A 24,958-nucleotide genomic window follows, 5' to 3' on the forward strand; every position below is an offset into this window, starting at 1 on the left:
TGGCCCAGCAGCTCGACACCGCCGTCGAACGGCACGGCAAGGGCGACCTGGCCGCACTCCTCGCCGGCAACGACAACTGGACCGTGGTCGGCTGAGAGCTCTGTCCATTTCTTCTGATACATCGGTTCTGATATAAGGTCGTCCGTGTGAATGGGGTACAGCTTTTCCTGCTGGGGCGCACACTCATGAAGATCGGTGAGGAGGCCATGCCCACCGACCGTCTCGGCAAGCGGCAGATGAGCACACGGTCGGTCCTGATCGTGATGCTCGACATCTATGCGCACCCGGACACGACGATCGGCGAGATCGCGACGCGTTCCGGTCTGCCGCAGAGTGCTGTGTCCGCCTGCGTGGCCCGGTTGCGGGAAACCGGCTCGGTGGTCACCCGGACCGACGCCCGCGACCGCCGCAGGACCCTGGTCCGCCAGAATCCCGAGGTGACCGACCGCCGTGCGGAGGTTGCCGCGACGCGTGTGGACGACGCTCTGGCCACAGCGTTGGGGACCGAAGACCCTGTGGAAGTGACCGAGGTGCTCGCCCTGCTGGAGGCCCTGGCCCGGCGGCTGTCGCCGGAGGTACTGGCCCGGCTGGCGCCCGAGTCGGCCTGACCCGCGGAAGACGGAAGCCGCCCGGGTGCTCGATGCCCGGGCGGCTTCGGTGTGCTTGGCGGCGGGGTTCTACTCGGCGATGTAGGTGTATCCGCTCCAGGCGTAGACCAGGAGCTCCAGTTCCTTCTCCGTGACCATGCCGTTCGTGGGCTCGAAGTGCTCATACCGGTTGCCCTTGAGCAGCTTCACCTTGGAGGTCGTGTCCTCGACGTAACGGATCCGGTCCTCAAGCTTGAGTTCGAGTGTCGCGGGTCCGCCGCTGAGGATCACGTTCGGGGGTTGTGTTGTCATGGCGTCGTCTCCTTGGGTCAGGGATCCGGAGGCAGTGAACGGCCCTGTGCGGACAGGATCGACCGTCCGGCTAAAGCCGTTCTAAACGCCTGTTGCCGCAGCCGCCTTCCCCGGAGCCGCTCCTGCGGGCCCTTCCGCCGTCTCCTTGGCCCGGCCGCGGATCAGCAAGCAGGCCAGAGCGCCGGCCAGCACCACGGTGATCGGCAGGACCGCCGTTACGTGCAGGGTCGCGACGAAGGCGTCCGCGTAGGCCTTTCCGCCGGCCAGTTCCGCAGCGAGCCGGCTCTGGAGCAGGGCGCCCACCGCGGCCGCGCCGATGACCGAACCGGTCTGGCGGATGGTGTTGTTGACCCCGGAGGCCGCCCCCGCGAGCCGCGGGTCGACGTTACGCATCGCTTCCGCGGACATGGGCGCGATCACGCAGCCGATGCCGAGACCCGTGATGAGGGTGGCCGGGACGAAGGCGTACCAGGAGGAAGCCGGGCCGGCGATCAGCGCGATCGCCGCCATCCCCACGGCGTAGAGGGTGAGGCCCGCCATCAGCAGGTACTTGCCACCGATCCGGTCCGAGAGCCGGCCGGCGAAGGGCCCCACCGTCATCGAGACCAGCGAGGACGGAGCGAGTACCAGGCCCGCCTTGATCGCGCTCAGGCCGAGGACGGACTGCAGGTAGAGGTTGAAGGGCAGGACCAGACCGATCATCGCCATCGAGACCAGGGCGACGAGCCCCGTCAGCACGGAGAAGTTGCGGTCCTTGAACAGAGCGAACGGCACAAGCGGTTCCCGGTCCTGACGGCCGCGCTGGTGGACGAGGAACCCGGCAGTCAGCGCGGCGCCCGCGGCGAGCAGCCCCCAGATCCCCGGGCCCCAGTGGTAGTGCTCACCCTCCTGGAGCGCGAAGGTCAGGCAGAACAGCGCGCCGGTGGCCAGGAGGACGCCGGAGATGTCGAAGGTCCGGGTCCGGCCAGTCCGCAGGTCGGGCACCACCAGAAAGGCCAGGGCCAGTGCGGCGATCCCGATCGGCACGTTCACCAGGAAGATCCAGCGCCATCCCAGAGTGGAGACCAGTACCCCGCCCACGGTCGGGCCCGACAGCGTGGCCAGTCCCGCCACCATGCCCCAGATACCCATCGCGGTGCCGCGCCGCTGCGCGGGGAAGACCGACATGATCAGCGTCATCGTCTGCGGTGTGAGCAGCGCGGCTCCGAGACCCTGCGCCCCGCGGGCGACGATCATCATCACCGGGCCGGTGGCCAGACCGCAGGCGACGCTGGCGGCGGTGAACACCACTACACCCGCGATGAAGAGGTTGCGGGGGCCCCAGATGTCGCCCAGCCGCCCTGCGGTGATCAGCAGCACCGCCAGCACGAGGGCATAGCCGCTGATCACCCACAGGGTCTGGTCGAGGGTCGCTCCCAGTCCTTCGATCATGTCGGGGATCGCGATGTTCACGATCGTCAGGTCCAGCAAGGTCATGAAGAAACCCAGCGACATGGTCGCCAGTACCGCCCAGGGGTTCCCGGCCCACTTCCGCATGTGTCCGCTCCTCTCGCGCCGTCTGCCGGACCTCAGCATAATGCATCTTCCCTGATGCATCAAAAAGTATGTATTGCTGGGCAAGGGAGTGCGTGCAGGGGAGGGCGATGACCGGCCGGCATGCCCAACTGCCCACCGGTGCGGGCCGGCTGCCGCGCTTCGGGCGACTGCCGGGCTCGCATTATTACGGCGTAATAATGCGAGCCCGGCGAGGTGATGGCGGGGATCGGGGTACGTGCCGGCCCTGAGAGCGGGGGAGGACCGCACCTACCGGCTGTCGCGGGTGCTGGCGGCCGAGGAGCTTCCGAGCCGGCGGGGCGGCCGGACGCGGTGGATCTCGAGCGGGATCTGCTGCGCACGGTGGTAACTGTGCGTGCCGCGGAGTCCGAGGGGGGCGGGCGGCTGCGGCTGGAGGTGACGTTCCAGGATCTGCGGCATGCGGAGTGGGCGCTGTGGCAGCTCGGAACCGACGTCGAGGTCCTGTCCCCTGCGTCGCTGCGTGAGGTTGTGTACGAGCGTGCCACCGCGCTCGCCGCGTATTACGCGCCCCGCCCGCCCATTATTACGCCGTAATAATCGAGGGGCCGGTCGCCGATTATTACGGCGTAATACTCCGCGACCGACCCTCTGCGGTGGCTACTTCTCGGCCCTCATCCGCTTCGACTCCTCGATCTTGAAGTCGACGAGCAGCTCCGTGAGCTTGCGCCGGGACGCAACGTCGAGCTCGTCGATGATCAGGGTCGCCAGGGTGTAGGCGTCGGTCGAGGGCAGGCGGGTGGGGGGCTCCGCGGGGGACTGCCGCTTCTGCTGGGGAGTTCGGGGCTTCCGGGCCCTGGTGGCCTTCAGGTGCTGGAGGTGGGCCTCCTGGTCCTCGGCCTTCTTCTTGCCGACCAGGCGCAGCGTGGCCGCGGATTCCTCGCCCGACTGGAGCTTCTCCTTGAGCGAGGGGGTCAGGGTCAGCAGCGCGAGGCGCTGGGACACCCAGCCCTGGGAGCGGTGGAGGCGGGCGGCGAGGGCTTCCTGGGTGCCGTGGATCTTCAGGAGCTGTTCGAGCGCCTTGGCCTCGTCCAGGTGGTTGAGCTCCTGGCGGTGGATGTTGGCGACGAGGGCCGATTCCAGTATCTCGTCGGGGTTGCTGCCCAGCTTGTCGTCGAGCATCACCTTGATCTCGGTGAGGCCGGCTTCGCGGGCGGCGGCGAGGCGGGAGTTGCCGTCGATGACGACGTACTTGGTGCCGGGTTCGAGGTGGTCCTCGCGGCCCGGGTTGCCTTCGAGGTAGGCGAACCGGCCCATGATGCTGATGGCGGTCTTCTGGCCGTGGTCGCGGAGGCTGTTGCCGAGGTCGGTGAGGTCGCCGAGGTCCGACCTCGGGTTGTCGGGGTTCAGGCTGATGATGTCGACGGGGAGCTGGACCGGGGGCGGGGCGCCCTCGGTGGGCGCGGCGGCGACCTGGTTGATGGCGGCGCGGCGGGCGCTGATGGACTGGGTCTGGCCGAAGGAGGATCCGGCGCCGAGCCGGGATGCCTTGCTCATGAGATCTCCCGGGCGAGGGCGCGCAGGCCGACGGCCTGGTCGCAGCGGGGGGAGTAGGCGAGCAGGGGCTGCTTCACGCGTACGGCCTCCTTCTGTTCCTTGAGGTCGCCGATGACGCCGACGACCCGGGGATCCTTTATGTCCATCCAGGAGTTGAGGGACGACGTCGCGATGTAGCCGCGGCGGGCGTCGTAGTGGTTGACGACGATGCCGAGGTAGTCCAGCTCCAGGTGCATGTCGTCGCGGAGGTCCTCGATCTGGGAGGTGAGGAGCCCGTAGGCGTCGGCGGAGCTGTCCTCGGCCTGGACGACGACGAGTACGCCGGAGTTGCCCGGGGCCTCGTCCTGGCGGCGGCGGCCGTAGTAGGCGGCGGCGTCCATGCTGAGGCCGAGGCTCGGCGGGCAGTCGATGATGACGGCGTCGTAGTCGGCCTCGATGGCGGACAGGGCGCGTTCCAGAGCTGCTTCGCGGGCCCGGACCCCGGAGAGCTTGACGTCCAGGAGGAAGGCGTCGGTGCAGGCGGGCAGCAGGTGGAGGCGGTCGCCGAAACGGGGGTCCTCGATGGGGACGACGAGGTCGGCGAGCAGGCCCTTGGCCTCTCCGGCCATGTGCTTGGTGAGGCTGTCGCCCTCGATGGGCAGCGGCTGGTGGCCGAGCTGCTTGGTGAGGTGGCACTGAGGGTCGAAGTCCACGAGGAGGACGCGCAGTCCAAGACCGGGAAGGTCCTCGTGATCGAGGGGCGAGGGGCCCTCGTCCTCGGCGAGGGCGGCCGCGAAGTGCTTGGAGATGCGGACCGGGTGGAGGGCGTCCGGGTCCTCGGCGAGGGCTTCGCCGGTGCCGGCGGCGATCGCGGTCTTGCCGACACCGCCCTTCTGATTGCAGGTGATGATGCGCTTCGGGTGCTCGGGGCGTACGACGGTCGGTGCCGGGTTCGTCTCCAGCCACATCACGACGGACTGGGCGAGGCCCTGGATGAGGGAGACGCCCCGGGAGGCGCAGTCGGCGCGGAAGCCGTCCCACTGGCCGTCAGGCAGGAAGGTGGCGAAGGACTTGGCCCCGGCGGTGTCGATGGGGGAGAGGTTGGATCCGAGCCGCCGCCACGCCTCAATGCCTGCTTCGACGGCGTGCTGAATGTCGATGTTGTGCTGAGCGGCCCGGATCTTCAGGTCCTGCTGCAGTACCGGGGGCAGCTTGGAGACGACCTTCTCGCGGTCGCCGGGGGAGGGCGAAGTCATGGCAGACACCTTACTAACTCCGATGATCCCTTTTGGTACCGGCGCGTTAGTTCTGCCTGTTCTTTGGTTGAGGAACGCCAGAGCCCGGCTCCTGGGCGTTCGTGGAGCCGGGCTCAGGTGCCTCGGGGGGAGGAGCCAGGGCGGTTATTACGGCGTAATAAGTCGGCGGGTGGGCGGGATCATTACGGCGCAATAACCCCGCCCGCCCCGTCAGCTGCCGGTCTCCGCCGTTGCGGCCAGGCCGCGTTGCGAGCGGGGCGTCTTGTCGCCGACGCGCTTCGGCTCGATGGTGCTCGGGTCGACCGCCTCGCCGGGGGCGCCCTCGTGGTACGGGCCGTCGGGATCGGCGTCGCGGTCGTGGGGGAGCAGGAAGAAGACCCGGCGCAGGTGGAGTCCGCTGTCGGGGTCGGCCTCGGTGTGGGCCTCCAGCTCGGTGTAGCCGACCATGCGTCCGTCGCGTTCGTAGCGGGGCTTTCCGCGGCGGCGGGTGGTCTTGTCGAGCGCCTGGCGTACGTAGTCGAGGTTGTCGGGATTCTCCAGCCAGACCACGGCATTCTCGTGGTGGAGGTCGCTCTCGTTCAGCAGCGAGCTCATGGCTGCAGCCCCTTTGTGTGTCGGCCGGCCGGGAGATGGCCGGGGTGGGTGTGAGCACGTTCCCTGGTGGGGGCACCGTGTTCATGGTAGGCCGGACCGGCGGATGTGTGCCGGGTGCGTACGTCAGGCATGGCCGGTTCTCGAGTCGTCGTCGGTGAGGAGTCCCAGGCCCGGGTAGTACTTCTTGCCGCTGGACTTCATCATGTCGGCGGGCGAGGCGAGGGAGAGTTCCTGGCGGACCCGGGTCGCGAACGCGCGGGCCGTCGCGGGACGGATGCCTTCGCCTGCTCCGCACCAGCTGCTGTACGCCGCGTAGAGCAGGCCCTGTTCCACGCGGAGGTCCGGGGTGTGGGTGGTGCAGCACTCGGCGAGGAAGCGGCCGATGTGGTCCTCGGTGGTGGCGTAGGCGGCGGTCGCCGAGCGGACCGTGGCGGGGCCGTCGAGCGGGTCCCGGGTGGCCAGGTAGAGCTTGGCGCCCTCGATGAGCCACTGCAGGATGCCGGGGCCCTCGCTCTGGACGAGCTCCTTGGCGAGGTTGTCGATCTTGCGGGCTGCGGGGACGACTCGTTCGAACGGGATGAGGCGGATGCGGCGCCAGAACGCGTGGCCGCCGGTGCCGACCTCGGGGCGGTGGTTGCCCAGCAGCCAGAGCTTGTGCGTGGGGTTGAAGCTGAAGAAGTCCTGGCGCATGCGGCGGGCCATGATGCGGTCGCCGCCGGTCAGCAGCTTCACCCGGGACTCGTCGAACTTGTCGTTCGGCTTGAGCTCCGAGCACACGACGATGCGCCGGCCGTGCAGTTCGGTGAGCTCGGTGGAGTGCTCGGAGAACTTGCCCTTCTCCATGAGGAAGCCCGGCGGGGCCGCCTGTGCGTAGTCGCCGAGGATCTGTGTCATGACGTCCAGCAGCACGGACTTGCCGTTCGCGCCGGTCCCGTACAGGAACGGGAGCACCTGCGCGCCGACGTCGCCGGTGACGGAGTAGCCGAGGAGCAGGTGGAGGAAGTGGATCGTCTCCTCGCCCTTGGCGTCGTCGCCGAACGTGTCGTGCAGGAAGCGGTGCCAACGCGGCGTCGGCGTCGCCTCGGGCGCGACGCTCGTGGCCCGGGAGTGCATGTCGCCCACGGGGTCGGGCTTGCGCAGGCGCCCGGTGTGGAGGTCCACGACACCGGCCGGAGTGCACAGGGCGTAGGGGTCGCCGTCCAGGACGTCGGGATCCAGGGCGAGCGCGGGGGATGCCTTCGCCTGCGTGAGCATGGCCTTGATGCCGGGCGTCGACATGGACCGGCGGCGGTGCGCACGCACTTCCCGGTCGGTGTACTGGCCGGTGGGATCGGTGGGCGGCATCTGCTCGGCAAGATCGCCCGCCGCCCAGACCGCGGCCTTCTCGCCGCCCGTGCGCTTCCAGCGGTACTGGTCCCAGTGGTACCAGCCCAGGCCCTCGACGTGGCGGAACTGGTCGCCGAACATGACGGCGAACAGCTTGGCGTTGCCCCGGTCGGTGAGGAGGGTGGGCAGGCGGCCCTCGGGCGGCGATGGTTCGCCGGCCACGGAGGCGTTCTGCTGGGCGGGCAGGCCGGGAAGGCCGCCCTCGGTCTCGAGGGCGAGCATCTGCTGCGCTGCGGCAGTGGCGTCGAAGCGCGGGCTGCTGTCGGCGCTGCTCATGGGCGTCCTTCGGGATCGAGCGGGCGGGCTGCGCCGGCGGACAAGGCTGAGGCGATGACGGTGAGGCTGTGCCGGTGACGGTTCGGGCGCGCGGCGTCGGCCGCTTCGGTGAGCAGGTCCTGGGCGCGGGACTCGCTGAGGCGTCCGGCGGCGACGAGTCCGCCCGCGGTGTAGGCGGCCCGGTTGAGCTTCTCCGTGAACGCGGTGCCCTCGGCGGCCGCGGCGCAGGCCCGGACCTCGGCGAGCAGGGGCTCCAGCACCCGGAGCGCGCGCGGGGTGCCCTGCGCGGTGCGTGTCGCGCGTACGGGGCGGGGCGCCGGGACTCGTACGGGCTCGGGGCCTGGTGTGTGGCCGGTGCGCAGGAGTTCGGCGGCGAGCCAGTCGGGGAGGGGTGCGGGCAGGCGGGCGGTGCCGACGGGGGTGTAGGTGCCCGCGGGGGTGCGGGTGGCCGGGGCGACGATGTAGCCGCCGGTGGCCCGGACGTCGACCTGCCAGGCCAGGGCGACCTTCGGGCTGGAGCCCACGGAGGAGCGGTAGCGCGGTCCGCCGGATGCGGTGAGGTACCAGATGTGGAGGCCGCCGGACGGGGTGCGGACGCGCAGGGTGGCTGCGTCGTCCGCAGGGCTGGGTTGGCCTCGCAGTGCGGCGAGCAGCGCGAGGGTGTCGAAGCCGGAGGCCAGGCCGGTGAGGTTGACGCTGTCGTGGATCGGGATGCCGGGCAGGAGCCGGTCGCGGTGCGGGACTTCGGCACTGTGTGCGTCGATGTCCAGTACGACGAGGCCGGCCGGACCGCACGAGACGCCGACGCCGAGCGAGGGGTTGCCGCCCCACCAGGCGGCCAGGCGCTCCGGGTCGGTGGTCGCGGCGTGGAAACCGTGACACCACTTGCCGGCAGGCAGGCAGGGGCAGTCCGCCGGACGGTGGGGGTCCTCGCGGCAGGCCGGGCAGTTGCCCGCGGGCGTCTTGCGGCCGACGGCCAGGGGGTGGACGGGCCAGCCGTTCGCCGCGCACCAACGGGCCATGTCGAAGGGACTCGTGGCTCCCGCCGCGCGCGGGCCACCGGTCTCTCTTTGACGCGGCACGCTGATCGTCCTTGCCGAGGGGCCAACAGGTTGTTCATTCCTGAACGATTCAGTCCCTCCAGAGAAAGCCCAGGTCAGAGCTGTTTCACTGCCGGGCCGAGGGACTGAAGGGACTGAGTTTTCAGATTCGGATCAGAGCCTACAGCAGCCCTCCCGCAACGAGCGGGACTCTTCGTCCGCGAGTCACTTCGGTCCCTTGCCCGGGGAGGAGACGTACGTCCGGGGCGGGCGTGTCGGGCAGCTGCGCCGGTCATGGCGCGGAGGGACCGAAGGGGAGGGACTGAACGTGGAACGGAGGGACTGGACGTTTCGGTCCCTCTTCGGTCCCTCGGGCAAAAGTGCAGGTCAGAGCCTTGCGGGCACAAAAGGGAGGGACTGAAGGGACTCAAGGTCGGTAGTTATCAGCGCTTCAGGACCAGAGTAGTAGGTACAAAGGGATATATAGGGTTGTTCTACGCGCGTGCGCATACACACGCCTGCATAATCGCCTATAACTACCAACCTTGAGTCCCTTCAGTCCCTTCAGACCCTGTCTCTTGCGAGACGCAAGCCTCTGACCTGCGTTTTTTCCGGAGGGACCGAAGAGGGACCGAACGGCGAGGGACTGAACGGACTTCAGTCCCTCGCGGTGGAGCCGGGCCGGAACGCGTCCAGGTGGTCGGCCGCCCAGTCGCGGAACGTCCGGGCCGGGCGCCCGAGCAGGCCGGGGAGGGTGGGGTCCACGCCCGCCTTGGAGCCGCTGTGCTGCCGCCTGGCGCTCTCCAGGAGGGCGGAGGCGATATCGGCCGGGTAACGCGCTTCGAGCGCCGTACGGGCCTGCTGAGGGCTCAGCTCCTCGAAGCGCAGCGGCAGGCCGAGGAGTCCGGCGAGCTGGGCCGTCTGCTCGGCGGCCGACAGGGCCTGAGGGCCGGTCAGGGTGTAGGCCGCGCCCGCGTGGTCCCGGCCCTGGCCGGTGAGGGCCAGCGCGGCCACCTCCGCGACGTCCCCGGGGTCGACGCAGGCGTTGGCGGAGGTGCCGTAGGGTGCGCGCACCACCTGGCCGGAGCGGACCGAGCGGGCCCAGGACAAGGTGTTGGACATGAAGGCGCGGGGCCGCAGCAGGGTCCAGCGCAGGCCCGAGGCGCGCAACAGGTCTTCGTTGCGGCGCTGGCGACGGGTGATCAGGTCGGCGGCGGCCGGGTCGGTGACGGCGGCGGCCGAGAGCTTGACGACGTGCCGGACGCCGGATGCGCGGGCCGGGCCCAGGAAGCGGGTGTCGTCGTCCCCGTCGGGATTCGTGACCAGGAAGACGGTGTGGACGTTGTGCAGAGCGTCCGTCAGAGAGGCGGGGTCGGTGAAGTCTCCGTGGACGATCCGGGCGGACGGAGGGGCGTCGGTGACCCGCCCCGGCTGCCTGGCCATGATGCGTACGGGCCGGTCCGCGGGGAGACGGCGGAGCACTTCACGGCCGATCGTCCCGGTTGCGCCCGTGACGAGGATCATGGTTTCCCTTTCCTGCCGGACATTTCCCCGACCAGAGGGGAGGGAAGAGGCCGGCCTGTAAGATACGAACTGGACGGTTTATTTATCTGCCCACGTCCGACCATCCCGAGGAGGGAGGAGACACAGTGGCTGAACAGCTGCGGGCCATCCGTACCCGGCAGACGATCCTTTCGGCGGCGGCCAAGATCTTTGAGGAGCACGGGTACCAAGCGGCCACGATCTCTCAGATCCTCACCGAGGCGGGGGTGACCAAGGGCGCGCTGTACTTCCACTTCCACTCCAAGGAAGACCTGGCCCAGGGCGTTCTCTCCGAGCAGGACCAGCGGATCATCGTGCCGATCCGCGCGTCCAAGGTGCAGGAGGTCGTGGACGTCGTGATGCTCCAGGCGCACCGCCTGCAGACCGACCCGATGGTGCGGGCGGGTGTCCGGCTGACGATGGACCAGCTGACGCAGAACCTCGACCGCAGCGGCCCGTTCCTGCGATGGGGCGAGGTCGGTCTCGACCTGCTCCAGCAGGCCCAGGCCCAGGGCGAGTTGCTGCCGCACATCTCGCCGCCGGAGACGGCCGAGGTCATCGTGGGCTCCTTCGCCGGTATCCAGTCCATGTCGCAGGCCGTGTGCGAGTACCGCGACCTGGTGGTGCGGGTCTCCGCCCTGATGCGTCATCTGCTGCCCAGTGCGGTGGTGCCGTCGGTGCTGGCCTCGCTGGACCTGTCCGAGACCCGGGGCGCCCGGGTGTACGCGGAGGCCGTGAAGGCGGCCGACCTGCGTGACGTCCTGGAGACCGCGAGCTGAGAGCGGTGGGGCGCCCCGCCGTCCGTGTGGTTCACCCGGCGGGGGCGCCAGGGCGGAGGTACGCCGTCAGCACCTGCCGTAGGCCGCCGTCGCCGGGGACCCAGGCGAGGTAGCCGTCGGGCCGCAGCAGCGCCGCTTCGTAGGGCACGCCCGGCGTGGGCCGAACCTCCACGATGCGCAGGAGGCCCGCCCAGTCGCGGGCCTCCTCCCGGTGGACGTCCGTTTTCTCGCCCAGGAGCAGCAGGAGCGGCCGCCCGTCGTGCAACAGGCGGATGACGTCGGTGTCGCCGTCCGGGGTGCTGAGCGCGGTGTTGCCGAGGTACGTCCCCGCAGCCGGTCCGCCCACGCCGGTGGGGTCGGGCAGAACGGTGTCCTGGGCGCTGATCAGGCCGCTGAGGTGACCGCTCCCGCTCTCGTCCGCGAGCAGGCCGGTGAAGACCGTGCGCAGGGCGTCCGCCTCGGGGCCCGGGCGCATCAGCGCGAGCTGGGCCCGCGTGCCGTCGAGAACGCGGCGGGCGAGCGGCCGGCGTTCCGCGTCGTAGCCGCCCAGCAGGGCGGGGCCCGCCGAGCCCCGCACCGTGAGGGCGAGCTTCCAGCTCAGGTTCAGCGCATCGAGCACGCCGGTGCTCAGGCCCTGGCCACCGATGGGGAAGTGGACGTGCGCGGCGTCGCCGACCAGGAAGACGCGGCCCCGGGCGAAGGTGCGGGCCAGGCGGGCGAAGTCGCTGAAGCGGCTCAGCCAGTGCGGGGAGTGCATCGCGATCTCGCGGCCCGCGATGTGCGCCACCTCCCGGCGCAGCTCCTCCAGCGTGACGGGCCGCTGCCGGTCGGGATGGGCACCGGCGCAGTTGAGCGTCCGCAGATGGGTGCGGTCCCCGTCGTGCTTGGCGACGATCCAGCCGCGCGGGGTGCGGTGCCAGCCCTTCGGCAGGGCCCCCGGATCGGCCAGCGTGACGGTCCCCATCAGGGCGGACACCGTCGCCGGAAAGGTGTCGGACTCGATGCCGGCCCGGGCGCGGACCGTGCTGCGGGCGCCGTCCGCCCCGACCAGGTACCCGGCACGGAAGAGCTCCGGCCCCTCGGGTCCCTCGGCCGTGACCCGTACGCCGTTCTCGTCCTGGGCGGCGTCGGTCAGGCGGTGACCGCGCAGGATGCGGGCACCGGCGGCGCGAGCCCGGGCCTCCAAGTGGCGTTCCAGGACGGCCTGGACGCACTTGAGGACCGGCTCCGGTTCATCCGGGGGAGCGGTGATGGTCAGGCCGGGGAGCCCCGCGAAGTGGAAGGCGCTGGTGGAGGGTTCGGACGCGTATGAGGGCGGGGGCGGCCCCGGGAGGTGGCCCCGGCGGGCCAGGGACTGCACCGCGCGGGCGTGCAGCGTGGTCGCTCTGGGCTGGTCGGAGACCTCGGTCCTGGCTTCGAGCAGTACGGTGTCGACGCCGTACGCCGCGAGTTCGGCCGCCACGAGCAGGCCGACGGGCCCTCCGCCGGCGATGAGCACCTGGGCCCCGGTGAGACGTTCCCCCTGCACGGCGGTGCCCTCCCTGTCCGCGGTTGCCCCCGACCCGAGGAATATACCGGACGTGCTGTTTTTTAACCATTCCGGCACGGGACCGCTCCGGGAGCGGCCGCGGGCGTACCGCTACGGCTGAAGTTCCCGGGCGGCCGCCGACGACATCGGGCCGCCCTCCGAGCGCTCGGTCTTGTGGCCCTTGCTGCCCGGCGCCAGCGTCCGTACGTCCACGGCCTCGGCCGGGGCGCCCCGCGCGTACAGCCCGTCGGGTTCGGTGTCCCGGTCGTGGGGGAGCAGCCAGAACACCCGGCGCCGGAAGGTGCCCGAGGAGCGCGACGGCTTGGCCTTCGGGCCGAGGAGGGCGTAGCCGACCATTCTGCCGTCGCGGTGGTAGGCGGGTTTGCCCCGGCGGGTCGGGAGGCGGTCCAGGCTCTGGCGGACGTAGTCGAGCACGCTGATGTCCTCAAGCCACACGAGGTCCACCTCGTGGACGATCTCGTCTTCTGCGATGAGGGCGCTCATACTGTCTCCTCGTCCGCGAGCAGGCCGATGCCCGGGTAATACTTGCGCTGGTTGGAAAAGATCATTTCCTTCGGTGATGCCAGCCCCACCACTTCGCGGATGTGCGCCGCGAAGGCTCGCGACGAAATCGCCGGAACGCCCTCATTCTGGCACCAGCGTTTGTACGCCGCGTAGAGCTGGGCCTGTTCGGCCCGGAGCCCGGCGTCGAGCCGGCAGGTCTCGCCGACGAACCGCCCGGTGTGGTCCTCGGTCTCCGCGTACACGGTCGTCGCGATCCGCACCCGCTCGGGCCCCGAGAGGTCCTTGTCGCCGCCCAGGTAGCGACGGGCGCCCTCGATCAGCCAGTTGAGGATGCCCGGCCCCTCCTGGGTGACCAGGAGGTCCGCCAGGTTGTCGATCTTGCGGTGGTCCGAGACGACGCGTTCGAACGGGATGAGGCGCATGCGCCGCCAGAACGCGAAGCCGCCCGTGCCGACTTCGGGGCGGTGGTTGCCCAGCAGCCACATCTTGTGGGTCGGTTCGAAGCTGAAGAAGTCCTGCCGCATCCGGCGGGCCTTGATCCGGTCCCCGCCGGTCAGGAGCTTGACCCGGGCCTCGTCGAAGCGGTCGCCCGGCTTGACCTCGCTGCACACGATGACCCGCCGGCCGTGCAGCTCGGCGAGGTCCGTGGGGTGGCCCTCGTACGGGCGGGACATCAGGAAGCCGGGCGGGGCCGCGTCCGCGTAGTCCCGCAGGAGCTTCATCAGGACGTCCAGCAGCACCGACTTGCCGTTCTTGCCGGAGCCGAACAGGAACGGCATCACCTGGCCGCCGACGTCACCGGTGATGGAGTAGCCGAGGAGCAGCTGGAGGAAGGAGATCATCTCCTCACCGTCCGGGCCCTCGCCGAAGGTGTCGGCCAGGAAGCGGTCCCAGCGCGGAGTGGGCATCGCCTGGGGGGCCGCCGAGGTGGAGCGGGAGTGGAAGTCCCTCGTGGGCTCGGCGGGGCGGATGAAGCCGGTCCGCAGGTCCACCACGCCCGCCGGAGTGCACAGCGCGTACGGATCGGCGTCCAGCAGCGCCGCGTTGAGGACCATGCCCGGCGCGGACCTGGCCTGGGTCAGCATCGCGTTCATGCCGCTCGTGCTGAGGGTGCGCCGGCGGTGCTGCTGGAGCGCGGCGGGTGTGAAGCCGCCCCTCGGGTCCGTGGTGGCGAGGGATTCCGCCAGGTCGCCCGCCGACCACATCACCGTGTCGTCCTCGTCGAACTGCCAGCGGGTGCCGTCCCAGCGGAACCAGCCGATGCCGGGGACGTGCCGGTAGTCATTGCGGTAGAGCCTGACGAACAGCTTGGCGTTGCCCCGGTCGGTGAGGGTGTCGGGCAGCAGCCCGTCCGCCGTGGCGTACGGCGGGGACGCGTCATCGCGTTGTCGCGGCTGCGGCACGGGCTGCGCGAGGATCTGCGCGGCCACGGCCTGTACGTCGAAGGAGGGGGAGGGGGAGGGCAGCACTCTGTCCTGGTCCGCGGTCACGCGCGCCCCCCGAGGGCCAGCGGCCGCAGCCGCCCCGCGCCCAGCCCGCCCCGGATGATGGCGAGGCTGCGCCTCGCCTGGTCCGGGCGGGCCAGCCCGGCCGCCTCTCGCAGGGCCCGCACGGCCTGGTCCTCGGTGACGTGCCCGGCGGCGACGAGGCCGCCCGCCGTGTACGCGGCCCGGTTCAGCTTCTCGGAGAACGCGGCGCCCTCGGCGACGGACGCGCAGGCGGCGACGTCCGCGAGGAGGCCCGTCAGCAGGCGCTCGCCCGGCACGTCGGACCGGCCGCCCGCCGCGAGCACCGCCTGCCGGGCCCGGGGCGGCACGGGTCTGGGCCCCGGCGTGGGGCTGATGGGCAGGTGTCCGGTGCGCTGAAGCTCCCGGGCGAGCCACGCGGGCAGCGGGGCGGGGGTGCGTACGGCTCCGACCGGTCGGTAGGTCCCGGCCTCGGTGACGGTGCCGGGCGCGACGATGTACCCGCCGTGCGCCCGGACGTCGACCTGCCAGGCGAGGGCCCGCCCGCTGCCCGAACCGGCCGAGCACTGCCAGCGGTGGCCGCCGTCGTTGCGGTACCAGACGTGCATGCCGCCCGACGGGGTGCGGACCCGGAGCGTGGACGCGTCGTCCGCGGGGCTGGTGGCGCCGCGCAGGGCGGCCAGCAGCCCCAGGGTGTGGAATCCGTTGGCCAGACCGGTCAGATCGATCCCGGAGGCTATTCCGACGCCCGGCAACAGGCGCTCCCGGCAGGGAAGTTCGCGGGTGTGCGCGTCGACGTCGATGACGACGAGCCCCGCCGGGCCGGTGGCCACGCCGACTCCCAGGCCCGGGCGGGCGCCCCACCACTGCCCGATCCGGTCGAGGTCGAGCGTCGCCGCGTGGAACCCGTGGCACCAGCGGCCCGCACGCAGACAGCGGCACCGGGCGCGGGCGTGGTCCGGGCGGCGGCACGCCGCGCAGTTGGCCACCGGTGTCTTACGCCCCGGCGCAAGGGGATGAACCGGCCACCCTCGGCGCGCACACCACCACGCTGTCGTCAGAGGCTGCGCAGCGACCGGCTCAGCCCCCGTGAACTGTCGTGAGTCGCCGCGCGAGACCCGCAGTTCAGCTGCCATTCACTTCCCCCATCAGCGACTGAAGCGACTCAACTCGCATAATCAGATTAGCGAAACCCTCGGGGAAGAAGAGGCTCCTGCGGCAGAACGGATGTGCCCATTGAAAGGTGCCCCCAGCTACTCGGTGACCGGGCCGTGAGCGATCCCCGGTCGCTCGGTCGCTCCCCGTGGTGTCCGTGAACCCGCAGGTCGCAGCTGTACGCCCGAGGGAAAAGCGACTGAAGCGACTGAAGCTCTCCATATATGACGCACACGCGCACACACGCCAATGGCCGCATATATCTGACCCATGGGTCGCTTCGGTCGCTCCGCATGCCGGCCGGGTGCGTGACCTGCGGTTCCTTCTCCGGGACGCCAGCTACCGAGCGGGTTCCCGGTCGCTTCGTTTCGGTCGCCGGATGCGCGAAAACAGTTTGGTCGTCTCCAGCCGGGTTGAACCCCGGCTCCAGCGGCGCCGAGTCGGCATGCGTAATCCGCGTGACATCCACGAGTGTTCCAGTGAGCGGTTCGATAGGGTGGCGTACGAGGTGATCGTTTTGTCCCACGAGGAGCAGCTGCTGTTCAGCGCGGTCGACGCGCTGCTGGAGCAGATCGCGCAGGACCCGCTGCCGCCGCCGGCCGAACGCAAGCGGCTGCGCGAGGCCGCCGGGCTGAGCCAGGACCAGGTCGCGAAGGCGCTGAAGAGCCGCCGCGAGTCGGTCGGCAACTGGGAGTCCGGGCGCAGTGAGCCCCGGCCGCCGAAGCGCGCCGCGTACGCCCGGCTGCTGGAGGGGCTTGCCGCGCGGTTTGCGCCGGAGGCGGAGGAGGGGTCCCCGGTGGAGGAGCCCGAGCCGGAGCCGGTCGAGCCGGAGCCGGTCGCGGCCGACGCGCTCCCCGCCGCCCGTGAGGGCGAAGCGCCGGTCACCGAGTCGGCCAACGAGCCTGCTGCCGCCGAACCGGCGGCCGAACCGGCCGTCGAGCCCCGTACGACCCCGAACGCCCACGCGTCCCGCTCCCCCCGGTACGACCACGGGCCGCTCGCCGTCGTGGACGTGGACGGCGGCGAGGTGTCCGCGTACTGCGTGGGCGGGCTGGTGCTCGACGTGCCCGCCAAGTCGCTGCCCGCCCTGGTCGAATGGGCCCTGGGCGAGGCGCGCCTCGGCGCCGAGCGGCTGCACCCCAGCGGTCAGGACGCCGATCCGCTGATCGTCCTCACCGAGGCGGCGTGCGAGCGGTTCGGGCTGCCCGTGCGGCTGTCGCGGGAGGAGGGTCTCGCCGGGAGGCTGCCGGAGGACCACAAGGTGCTCAAGCAGCTGGCCCGGGCGGAGTGGAAGCTGACCCGGCGCGGGTTCGGGCCGTGGGCCCGGATCTACCGGCCCGCCCGGGGGTCGCGCCGCAGCTGCGTCCAGCTCTGCATCCCCGCCTGGAACGCGCTCGACGTCCGCCACTGGAACGGAGCCTCGCAGCTCCCGCCGGCCGAACTCGTACGGCTGCTGGGAACGTACGCGTCGCGCGTGATGACGCCCCGGGGCTCCACCGCCGTCACCGGGCTCGAACTCATGACCTCGCTGCATCCGCCGACCCGGGCGAGCGCGCCCGACGCGGACGGCAAGCGGCACAGCGAGCGCAACCCCGGCTCCCTCGGCTCCGAGCCCGTCGAGTGCGCCCCCTGCGAGGCCCCCGACGGGCACCCGCTCCTCGCGGACCTGCCCCGCTTCCACCAGCGCGGTCCGGCCGAGATGCTGTTCGAGGAGGCGTACGACTGGGCGCGGCCCCTCACGGACGACGAGTGCCTGAAGCGCCACCTGGTCGGCATCGACGTCAACCTCGCCTTCGGCGCGGCCGCCAACGGGGCGGTCGTCGGTCTGGAGGCGCCCGTGCATGTGAACAGCCCCGCATTCGACCCGGCGCTGCCCGGCTCCTGGCTGGTGGACCTGTCGCACGTCGACCCGTCCCACGTCGTGATCGGCAAGCAGTGGCGGCGGCTCGACGGCGACCTGCTGCCGAGCCCGTTCACGCCGAAGGGCGACCATCCGGAGGGCCCCGCCTGGTACGCGACGCCGACCGTGGCGTACGCGGTGGAGCTCGGCTACGAGGTGGCGCCCGTCGAGGCGTGGGTGCGCCCGGCCAACGGCCGCTACCTGGACGGCTGGTACAAGCGGCTGCGCGACGCGTACGTGGAGACCATGGCGGACCTGGGTGTGGGCGAGGGGCTGGCGCCCGACGCGTTCCTGGCAGCGATGGAGGGGTACCGGGACCGGGATCCGCAGCTGGCGGTCGTCCTGTCGGCGATCAAGGCGACGGTCAAGGGGGGCATCGGCAAGCTGAGGGAGCGGCCGCGCGGCGGCGGCTGGCGGCCGGGCAAGCCGTGGCCCGCGCTGAGCCGGCCGACCTGGCGCCCCGACATCAGGGCCGCCGTCATCTCGCGGGCCCGGATCAACATGCACCGCAAGATGGTCCGGATGGCGGCCGCGACGGGCCAGTACCCGGTCGCCGTGCTCTCGGACTGCGCGGTGTACGCCTCCGACGGGCCCTCCCCGCTGGACTTCCTGCCGTACCGGGACGGCAAACCGCTGCCCGGGGGCTTCCGGCTCGGGATCAGCCCGGGAATGGTGAAGCACGAGGGCTCGCAGACCACTCTGTGGGCGGAGGCCGTCCGGGAGGAGTACGGTCCTGAGCTCAACCTGGCCCGGTACATCAAGGACGGCGCGGTCACCGCCAAGGACGACGGAGAGTAGGGGAACCAGCCGATGAACACGGTCGGGGAAGGTCTCGACGAGGCGGTCCAGCGGGCGTTCACCCGGCCCGCGCCCAAGTCGGCCGGTGCGCAGATGCGGTACCTCGTGAAGCAGCTCAAGGGCACCAGGGCCGTCGCCGAACTCCTGGGCATCACCCAGCGCACGGTCGAGCGGTATGTGCGCAACCAGCTGAAGAAGCCCCGCCCGGAACTGGCCGCCCGCATGGACCGTGAGGTCAAGCGGCGCTGGCAGCCGCAGATCCAGGCGAAGGCCCGCAAGGCCGCTGCGACCACCGGGGGCATCGTCATCGACACCCGGGCCAGGTTCGGCTACTCGGCGGCGCCCGGCTCCACCGACGACGCCCGCCTGCGCCACCTCACCGTGGCGCTCCCGCCGACGTACGCGGCCCGGCTCTTCGAACTCCGGGAGCAGGGCGGCAGCGACCGGCAGCTCCAGGAGGTCGCGGCCGAGGGCTTGCAGGAGATCTACTTCAAGGACGGCGGGCGCCGGGCGCAGGGGCTGCTGGTGGAGTACACCGACCTGGAGCACGTGGCCTTCGACCTCTGACAGGGCGTCGCGAAGGGGCCGTCCGTCGCGCCCGTACGCGGGAGGCGCGGCCCTCTCGTGGGCGGCCTCCCGCGTACGGGCGCGAGCGGGTACTTCGGTCGCTTCGGTCGCTGTGTTGTCGCGCGTACGGGCGTGACCTGCGGGTTCGCCGCGTGGGCGGGTCAGCGACCCAAGGCGGTGCGAGGGTGAGGTCCCGGGCGGCGGCAGGGCCGCCTAGTCGACCGGGCCGGTGAGCACCGAGGTGAAGACGTTCTTGCCGTCCTGGTGGCCGGTGATCTCCATCGTGACCAGATTGCCGGACTCGTGCTCCACCCGGGTCACCTCGATCCAGCAGGGCCGGTCGAGTTCGGCGTACTGGTGGAAGTCGTTGGCGGCGGTGGCCGGGGTGAACGTCCGGGGCGCCATCACGGCGCAGGCGGCCTGGCGGGCCGCTTCGAGCAGGACCATGCCGGGCACGTGGTCGCCCTTGTGGTCGAAGAGGATCGGGTGGTCGAGATCCGGGGTGAGCAGCCAGCGCGGTCTTCCGCCGGGTGCGGCTCCGGGGGCGGGGGAGAGTACGACGTCCGTGGTGAACGGTCGTCCGACGAGGGCCGGCGGCAGCGGATTGCGTGCCGGGTGCGGCTCGGTGACGGGCGGCTGGGCGGCGCGGTTCTGGCGTAACCGGTGGTAGACGGCCGGAGGGATCACGGAGATCTGCCCGGTGCCGCCCGCCAGGGAGCGGCCGCCCCGGCGGAGCGCGAACTCGAAGGCGACGCGGCTGGCGACGCCCCTGCGCCGGACGAGGTCCGTGCACCGGGTGTCGAGGTCGAAGTCGGTGGGGCCCGAGGCGATGCGCAGGTTCTCGGGATCAGCCGTGTACGTGATGCTCGACATCACGAAGTTGTGGCCGAGCGGCACACCCAGCTCCACGTGGGAGACGTAGATACCTGCCTGCCGGAACGTTTCCGCGATCTGGAGCGGGTCGTGGCTCGTGCCGTCCTGGCTCCGGAACATGGTGTGGGCGCGGGGCCATTGGCCGGTCAGGGCGAAGTTGGTCCCGTCCCGGGAGTCGCACCCGGTGAGGAACACCTCGGCGACCGAGTCGCGGTGCACGTACTCCTTCGCGACCGTGCTGGTCAGCCGCGGTGCGGCCGGGAGAGCGGTTCTGGCTTCAGCAGTGGTGAGACTCATGGGGCCCCCGTCTTGACTTGAAACCTGCGTTCGGCGACGCCACTTAAGATACGGACCTACCGGTTTTCTTCAATCGGCCCAAAAGTAAAGACTTTACCAAGAATCAAGCGTTTACTTGAACATCTCATTCCGTTTCATGCTGCCTTACGGACGCTTGACCCGGCCCAACGAGGCAGAAAAGCGGGCATAAGGCGCATGAGCCCCTGTCGCCGTGCGCGACAGCCACCCTCGCCTGGTAAGAAAAAACCTATCGGACGGTTTCTTTTGTGGGTTTGCGGTGCATTCTCCGAGGAGAACGACTGGAGAAACCAACTGTTTCCAGGCTTCGCACCCACGGACCTCGGGGGATGTAAACCAACCAGCCGTGCGGTTTGCTAAGGTGTGCACGAGTCAGTATGGAGAATCCAGGGTGAATCGGGCGACTTCACGCCGGTTCCCTCGCCCCGCCCGGAGGAGGACACGATGGTGAAGCAGGCGCGAGCGGCTGTGACGCGTCAGGCCCTCATCTCGGCCGCCGCGGAGGTCTTCGGCGCCGACGGGTACGCGATGGCGACGCTCCCCGTCATCAGCGGCCGGGCCGGAGTGAGTTCGGGCGCCCTGCACTTCCACTTCCCCAACAAGGACGCACTGGCGGCCGCCGTGGAGGACGCCGCCGCGCAGTCCGCCCTCGCGCTGACCGAGGAGAGCACGCGGACCGCCGAGGGCGGCCGGCTCCAGGGGCTCGTCGCCGCCGTGGGCGGGCTGATGGACGCGGTCACCGGCGACCCGGTCGTGCGTGCGGGCTTCCGGCTGGGCGGCGACCCCTCGCGAAAGAGCGAGGCCAAGCTGCACGAGTGGTGGTACGAGTGGGTGCGCGACGCCCTCGTCCAGGCCCGCGCCGACGGGGAGTTGGCCGAGGGCGTCTCGGCCGAGGACGCGGCGGTGGTCATCGTGGCGGCGACACTCGGCCTGGAGACCCTCGGCGCGGTCGACCGTTACTGGCGGTCCGCGGAGCGGCTGGTCCAGCTGTGGTCGTTCGCGCTGCCGCGGCTGAGTCCGGCGGAGTAGCGCCGCAGGTCCGTCCGGTGCGCTTCCGCCTACCTGGTCGACCGCCCGCCGCACGCTTTCGCCTCGGGTCCACCCCCGGCCCCGCCTCCTGAAACAGTCCACGCAGTCTGGTCATTCGGACGTCGATCGCCGGACTCGGGCCCGGCAACGCTCTTCTTTTTGTCCGTATTTGGGGAATCTTATCGGGTCAAGGTGGCTGTCCCTCAAGGATCGCTGGTCCTCCGCACGAGAGTAAACAGGGCGCACGGTTTGGTATTGACATACCGCTCGTGCTGTTTTTAAATCGTTCCGTCAGCAGAAGTTCCCGGCCGTCGAGGGCGGCCGGGGGGATGACGGGGAGACGGCGTGGACATCGACGTACTCGGCACGCTTGCCGTGCGGGAAATGGGCACTTCGATCACACCGACCGCGCCCAAGCCCCGGCAGGTGCTCGCCCTGCTGGCCCTGCATGCCGACGAGGTGGTGCCCGTGGGCACCCTCACCGAGGAGCTGTGGGGGAGCGAGCCGCCGCGCAGCGCCCGGCCCACCCTCCAGACCTACATCCTCCAGCTGCGCGAACTGATCACCGCCGCGCTCGAAGAGCATGGCGACGACACCCGCACCGCCAAGGACATCCTGCTCACCGTTCCCGGAGGCTACTTACTCAGGGGCGGCGAAGGCGGCCACGACGTGCAGGAGTTCGAGCGGCTGGCCGGCATGGGGTACCGGGCCATGGACGCCGAGGACTTCCCCGAGGGGGCGCGGCTGCTGCGCGAGGCACTGGCCCTGTGGACCGGCCCGGCGCTCGCCGACGTACACACCGGGCCGCACCTGGACACCCAGATCAAGCGGTTGGAGGAGAGCAGGCTGTGCGCCCTGGACCAGCGCATCGAGGCCGACCTCAAGCTGGGCCGCCACCGCGAACTGCTCTCCGAACTCACCGTCCTGCTCAGCAGGTACTCCACCCACGAGAGCCTGTGCGGCCAGTACATGCTGGCCCTGTACCGCTCCGGGCGGCGCGGCGAGGCGCTGGACGCCTACCAGCGGCTGCGCTCCACCCTGGTCCGCACGCTCGGGCTCGAACCCTCGCCCGCGCTGGCCAAGTTGCAGCGCTCCATCCTCATGGCCCGGCCCGAGGGCGTCACGGGGGCGAGCGGAGTGCGGCTCGCCTGAGAGGGCAGCCGTACCGGCTGAGGGAGGGCACGTGATGCGGCGCATGCGGAATCAGGGCCCCGATGAGTGACGAACCGGTGCTCGCGGTGGTCCTCGCACCCGTGCCCACCGGCTCCGGCCCGGCCGTCGAGGCGGAGCTGTGCGGCCCCCTCGACCCCGGCCGGGCCGAGGCGGTGGCGGCCCGGGTCACCCAGCGCCACGCGTACACGGTGACCGTGGAGCCGTCCGGTGCCGGGCGCCACACCCTGCGCGTCGAGCACGCGCACGGCGGCCCCGCCCGGCCCGGAGCCGCCGTGCTCGCCGACGTCCTGGCGCTGGCGGGCGGCGCGCGCGAAACCGTCACGGTGACCGGCCACCAGCAGGACCTGATCCGGGCGGCGGTCGAGGAACCGGCGGGCGGGCACGTCGGCCAGGTCGCCTGGAACTGGACGGGTCCGGTCGACCTCGCCCGGTTCACCGCCGCCTGGCTGTCCGTCGCCGACCGGGAGACCGTGCTGCGGGCGGCCTTCGACTGGACGCACCTGCCCCGCCTGGTGCTGCACGAGTGGGCGGAGATCGATGTCGCCCACCTCGCGCACGGCGCCGTCTCCTGGAGCGACCTGATCGAGCGCGACCGCCTGCGCGGCTTCGCACCGCACCGCCCCGGCCTGCTGCGGGTGACCCTGATGGAGGGACCGCCCCGCCCCGGGGGCACCCGCGCGCCCACCCGGGTCCTGCTCACCTACCACCGGGCGCTGCTGGACGAGCGCGGCGTCCACCTGCTGCTGCGGGAGTTCTACCGGGCCTACGTCCGCGGGGGCACCCTGCCCGGCCGCGAGCGGCGCCCCGACGTGCGCGACCACGCCCGGTGGCTGGCCCGGCAGCGGACCGAGAACGCCCGCGCCTACTGGGCGACGACCGCCGCGCCCCCGGAGACGGCCGCGCCCGAGGCCCCGGACGACGGGGCGCCGGACGGGCCCCCCGGTACCGGGCGCGTCCACCGGCGGCTGCGGCCGCCCCAGACCACCCGGCTGCGCACCTGGGCCGCGATGCGCGGGGCGGGGGAGTCCAGCGCCCTGCACGCCGTGTGGGCGCTGCTGCTGTACCGGGCGGCCGGTGCGACCGGCCCGACGCCGGTCAGCTTCGGCGTGCACCTGTCGGCCCGGGACATCCCGATGGAGGGTGCAGCGGGCATTCCGGGGCTGCTGGGCAACCCGCTGCCGATGACGGTCACCGTCGACCCCGCCGAGCCGGTGGCCGGTCTCCTGGGGCAGGCGCGCGACGCCGCGCTGGACCTCGCCGTCCACGCCTGGGTGCCGGCCGACCGGGTCCGGGTCTGGACCGGCCGGAACCCCGATGCCGAACTCTTCGAGACCGGCATCGTGTTCGACAACCGGGTCGAGCTGCCCCCGGCGCTGCTGGCGGAGCTGCGCGCCCAGGACGTCGAGGTGGACGCCCCGCGCAGCATCAGCGCCCACCCCGGACTGCCGCTCACCCTCGCGGCCCGGCACGAGGCGGACGGCGGGCTCGCCCTCACGGCGCGCTACGACCGCCGGTGCCTGGGGGACGTGGACGCGTCCGCGCTGCTCTCGCACTGCGTACGCCTGCTGCGGTCGTTGCCGGACCACCGCGATCCGCAGTCCGCCGTCGGCGATCTCCTCGAACTCCTCCAGGGCTTCGAGGTGCCCCGCGTGCTGCCCCGTCCGCCCGTGCCGGAGGGGCCCGACGTGGCGGTGCTGCGCGCCGGGGACCCCTCGGCCGACACGATCGTGCTGGTGCGGACACCGGGTGTGCCCGTGGGGGCGTACGAGGCCCTGGTACGTCATCACCGGGGCCCCGAACGGATCGTGAGCCTGCGGGCGGCGCGTCCGGGGGACGGGGACGGGGGAGGGGACGCTTCCGCGCTGCCGGGGCTGCTCGGGGCCGGGCGGCCGGCGGGGCCCGGGCGGCTGGTGCTGTGCGGCGCCGGGCCGGGGGGCGCGGCCGCGTACGAGATGGCGTGCGCGGCTGCCGAGGGCACGGTCGCGGCCGTGGTCCTGACGGGGGTCGGCAGCGGTCCGGGGTGTGCCGGCGCGCTGGCTGCCGGGCTGAAGTCGGTGCGGGCGAGGAGCCGTTGACCCCAGCGGTTCTCCAGTGGAGCCGGAGCGGTGCTCCAGCGGGGTGGCCGATGCTGCCGTAAACGCTGGAGGTGGGGTATGGGCGGTCCGGAACCGGCAGCGCCCGCGCTGCGTATCGAGCGCGGACGGGCCACCGAGGAGGAGCTGGCCGCGCTCACGGTGGTGCTGCTCACCCTGCGGGCGGACGCCGGCGGGCAGCGGGACGAGGCCCCGGCCGGGAGCGTCCCGGGGTGGAGCCCGGAGCCCGTCTACCGAGCTCCGCGCAGCTGGCGATAGTGCGGCCCAACGCATTCCAGGAAGGGACCTGACGACATGTCGATGACCACTTCCCCCGTCCCCGTCCCGGAACTGCTGGGGCAGGCCGGTCTCCGGGGCCGCGTGGCGGAACTGCGCGAGATCCACGCGGCGGCGGAGCGCGGGCCCGGGGACCGGGCGACCGAGGTGCAGCACGCGAAGGGCAAGCTGACGGCGCGCGAGCGCATCGAGCTTCTGTTCGACCCGGGTTCGTTCCATGAGGTGGAGCAGTTGCGGCGGCACCGGGCGACGGGTTTCGGCCTGGAGGCGAAGAAGCCGTACACCGACGGTGTGGTCACCGGTTGGGGGACGGTCGAGGGCCGGACGGTCTTCGTGTACGCGCATGACTTCCGGATCTTCGGCGGGGCGCTGGGCGAGGCGCACGCGACGAAGATCCACAAGATCATGGACATGGCGATCTCGGCCGGTGCGCCGCTGGT

22 protein-coding genes and 1 pseudogene are annotated in these 24,958 nt (G+C 71.5%); 10 read left to right on the forward strand and 13 right to left on the reverse strand.

Features of this window, described 5'->3' with window-relative positions:
* Positions 1 to 185: 185 nt before the first annotated feature.
* The gene (locus ABZ565_RS33765) at positions 186 to 608 is read left to right on the forward strand and encodes a helix-turn-helix domain-containing protein (protein WP_361035666.1); all 423 of its coding nucleotides are present in this window, start codon (positions 186 to 188) and stop codon (positions 606 to 608) included.
* Positions 609 to 677: 69 nt separating this feature from the next.
* Here ABZ565_RS33765 and ABZ565_RS33770 read toward each other — a convergent pair whose 3' ends face one another.
* Positions 678 to 899: a DUF5988 family protein gene (locus ABZ565_RS33770; protein WP_361035669.1), complete on the reverse strand. Its 222-nt coding sequence runs from the start codon at positions 897 to 899 to the stop codon at positions 678 to 680.
* A gap of 81 nt (positions 900 to 980) precedes the next feature.
* Entirely contained in the window at positions 981 to 2,435 is a 1,455-nt protein-coding gene (locus ABZ565_RS33775; protein WP_361035672.1) for a DHA2 family efflux MFS transporter permease subunit, read from the reverse strand.
* Between the two features lie 229 nt (positions 2,436 to 2,664).
* On the opposite strand from ABZ565_RS33775, the pseudogene ABZ565_RS33780 reads away from it, so the two are divergent.
* A pseudogene (locus ABZ565_RS33780) lies at positions 2,665 to 3,008 on the forward strand (WYL domain-containing protein); the annotation flags it as partial.
* A gap of 63 nt (positions 3,009 to 3,071) precedes the next feature.
* Here the strand turns inward: ABZ565_RS33780 and ABZ565_RS33785 are convergent.
* The 6 genes from ABZ565_RS33785 to ABZ565_RS33810 all read right to left on the reverse strand — a co-directional run bounded on the left by ABZ565_RS33785 (position 3,072) and on the right by ABZ565_RS33810 (position 10,023).
* Complete coding sequence (locus tag ABZ565_RS33785) at positions 3,072 to 3,968, reverse strand: ParB/RepB/Spo0J family partition protein (RefSeq protein ID WP_361035675.1); 897 nt, start codon at positions 3,966 to 3,968, stop codon at positions 3,072 to 3,074.
* Positions 3,965 to 5,203, reverse strand: coding sequence for a ParA family protein (locus ABZ565_RS33790; RefSeq protein WP_361035678.1), 1,239 nt, complete (start codon positions 5,201 to 5,203; stop codon positions 3,965 to 3,967). The genes ABZ565_RS33785 and ABZ565_RS33790 overlap by 4 nt, the downstream gene beginning before the upstream one ends.
* A 210-nt stretch (positions 5,204 to 5,413) precedes the next feature.
* Complete coding sequence (locus tag ABZ565_RS33795) at positions 5,414 to 5,797, reverse strand: DUF6009 family protein (RefSeq protein WP_018521694.1); 384 nt, start codon at positions 5,795 to 5,797, stop codon at positions 5,414 to 5,416.
* A gap of 123 nt (positions 5,798 to 5,920) precedes the next feature.
* A complete protein-coding gene (locus ABZ565_RS33800; RefSeq protein WP_361035682.1) occupies positions 5,921 to 7,459 on the reverse strand; it encodes a phage/plasmid primase, P4 family in 1,539 nt (512 codons plus the stop codon).
* Positions 7,456 to 8,481, reverse strand: coding sequence for a bifunctional DNA primase/polymerase (locus tag ABZ565_RS33805; RefSeq protein ID WP_361035717.1), 1,026 nt, complete (start codon positions 8,479 to 8,481; stop codon positions 7,456 to 7,458). The genes ABZ565_RS33800 and ABZ565_RS33805 overlap by 4 nt, the downstream gene beginning before the upstream one ends.
* Before the next feature lie 675 nt (positions 8,482 to 9,156).
* Complete coding sequence (locus tag ABZ565_RS33810) at positions 9,157 to 10,023, reverse strand: NAD(P)H-binding protein (RefSeq protein WP_361035685.1); 867 nt, start codon at positions 10,021 to 10,023, stop codon at positions 9,157 to 9,159.
* Positions 10,024 to 10,148: 125 nt separating this feature from the next.
* On the opposite strand from ABZ565_RS33810, the gene ABZ565_RS33815 reads away from it, so the two are divergent.
* Entirely contained in the window at positions 10,149 to 10,820 is a 672-nt protein-coding gene (locus ABZ565_RS33815) for a ScbR family autoregulator-binding transcription factor (protein ID WP_361035688.1), read from the forward strand.
* A 31-nt stretch (positions 10,821 to 10,851) separates the two neighbouring features.
* Here ABZ565_RS33815 and ABZ565_RS33820 read toward each other — a convergent pair whose 3' ends face one another.
* The 4 genes from ABZ565_RS33820 to ABZ565_RS33835 form a co-directional block, all read right to left on the reverse strand.
* The gene (locus ABZ565_RS33820) at positions 10,852 to 12,348 is read right to left on the reverse strand and encodes an FAD-dependent monooxygenase (protein ID WP_361035691.1); all 1,497 of its coding nucleotides are present in this window, start codon (positions 12,346 to 12,348) and stop codon (positions 10,852 to 10,854) included.
* Between the two features lie 111 nt (positions 12,349 to 12,459).
* Positions 12,460 to 12,852 (reverse strand): DUF6009 family protein, encoded by a 393-nt coding sequence (locus ABZ565_RS33825; RefSeq protein WP_361035694.1) that lies wholly within the window; start codon positions 12,850 to 12,852, stop codon positions 12,460 to 12,462.
* Positions 12,849 to 14,276 carry a phage/plasmid primase, P4 family gene (locus ABZ565_RS33830; RefSeq protein ID WP_361035720.1) on the reverse strand — a complete coding sequence of 476 codons (1,428 nt, stop codon included), beginning with the start codon at positions 14,274 to 14,276 and terminating at the stop codon, positions 12,849 to 12,851. The genes ABZ565_RS33825 and ABZ565_RS33830 overlap by 4 nt, the downstream gene beginning before the upstream one ends.
* Before the next feature lie 83 nt (positions 14,277 to 14,359).
* A complete protein-coding gene (locus ABZ565_RS33835; protein WP_361035697.1) occupies positions 14,360 to 15,475 on the reverse strand; it encodes a bifunctional DNA primase/polymerase in 1,116 nt (371 codons plus the stop codon).
* A gap of 536 nt (positions 15,476 to 16,011) precedes the next feature.
* On the opposite strand from ABZ565_RS33835, the gene ABZ565_RS33840 reads away from it, so the two are divergent.
* Together ABZ565_RS33840 and ABZ565_RS33845 are read left to right on the forward strand one after the other, a co-directional pair.
* Positions 16,012 to 18,192 (forward strand): helix-turn-helix transcriptional regulator, encoded by a 2,181-nt coding sequence (locus tag ABZ565_RS33840; protein ID WP_361035723.1) that lies wholly within the window; start codon positions 16,012 to 16,014, stop codon positions 18,190 to 18,192.
* 12 nt (positions 18,193 to 18,204) lie between these two features.
* Entirely contained in the window at positions 18,205 to 18,759 is a 555-nt protein-coding gene (locus tag ABZ565_RS33845; protein ID WP_361035700.1) for an XRE family transcriptional regulator, read from the forward strand.
* A 213-nt stretch (positions 18,760 to 18,972) separates the two neighbouring features.
* Here ABZ565_RS33845 and ABZ565_RS33850 read toward each other — a convergent pair whose 3' ends face one another.
* Positions 18,973 to 19,929, reverse strand: coding sequence for a ScbA/BarX family gamma-butyrolactone biosynthesis protein (locus ABZ565_RS33850; RefSeq protein WP_361035702.1), 957 nt, complete (start codon positions 19,927 to 19,929; stop codon positions 18,973 to 18,975).
* 462 nt (positions 19,930 to 20,391) lie between these two features.
* Between ABZ565_RS33850 and ABZ565_RS33855 the strand changes: the two genes are divergently transcribed.
* The 5 genes from ABZ565_RS33855 to ABZ565_RS33875 all read left to right on the forward strand — a co-directional run.
* Positions 20,392 to 20,976, forward strand: coding sequence for a ScbR family autoregulator-binding transcription factor (locus ABZ565_RS33855; RefSeq protein WP_361035705.1), 585 nt, complete (start codon positions 20,392 to 20,394; stop codon positions 20,974 to 20,976).
* Positions 20,977 to 21,321: 345 nt separating this feature from the next.
* The gene (locus ABZ565_RS33860) at positions 21,322 to 22,128 is read left to right on the forward strand and encodes an AfsR/SARP family transcriptional regulator (RefSeq protein WP_361035708.1); all 807 of its coding nucleotides are present in this window, start codon (positions 21,322 to 21,324) and stop codon (positions 22,126 to 22,128) included.
* A gap of 62 nt (positions 22,129 to 22,190) precedes the next feature.
* Positions 22,191 to 24,224, forward strand: coding sequence for a condensation domain-containing protein (locus ABZ565_RS33865; RefSeq protein WP_361035711.1), 2,034 nt, complete (start codon positions 22,191 to 22,193; stop codon positions 24,222 to 24,224).
* Between the two features lie 78 nt (positions 24,225 to 24,302).
* Positions 24,303 to 24,500, forward strand: coding sequence for an acyl-CoA carboxylase subunit epsilon (locus ABZ565_RS33870; RefSeq protein WP_361035714.1), 198 nt, complete (start codon positions 24,303 to 24,305; stop codon positions 24,498 to 24,500).
* Positions 24,501 to 24,542: 42 nt separating this feature from the next.
* On the forward strand, positions 24,543 to 24,958 hold a 416-nt coding region (locus tag ABZ565_RS33875), incomplete at its 3' end, for a carboxyl transferase domain-containing protein (protein ID WP_361035726.1).

Source organism: Streptomyces sp. NPDC016469 (assembly GCF_040632905.1).
Taxonomy (GTDB): Bacteria; Actinomycetota; Actinomycetes; order Streptomycetales; family Streptomycetaceae; genus Streptomyces.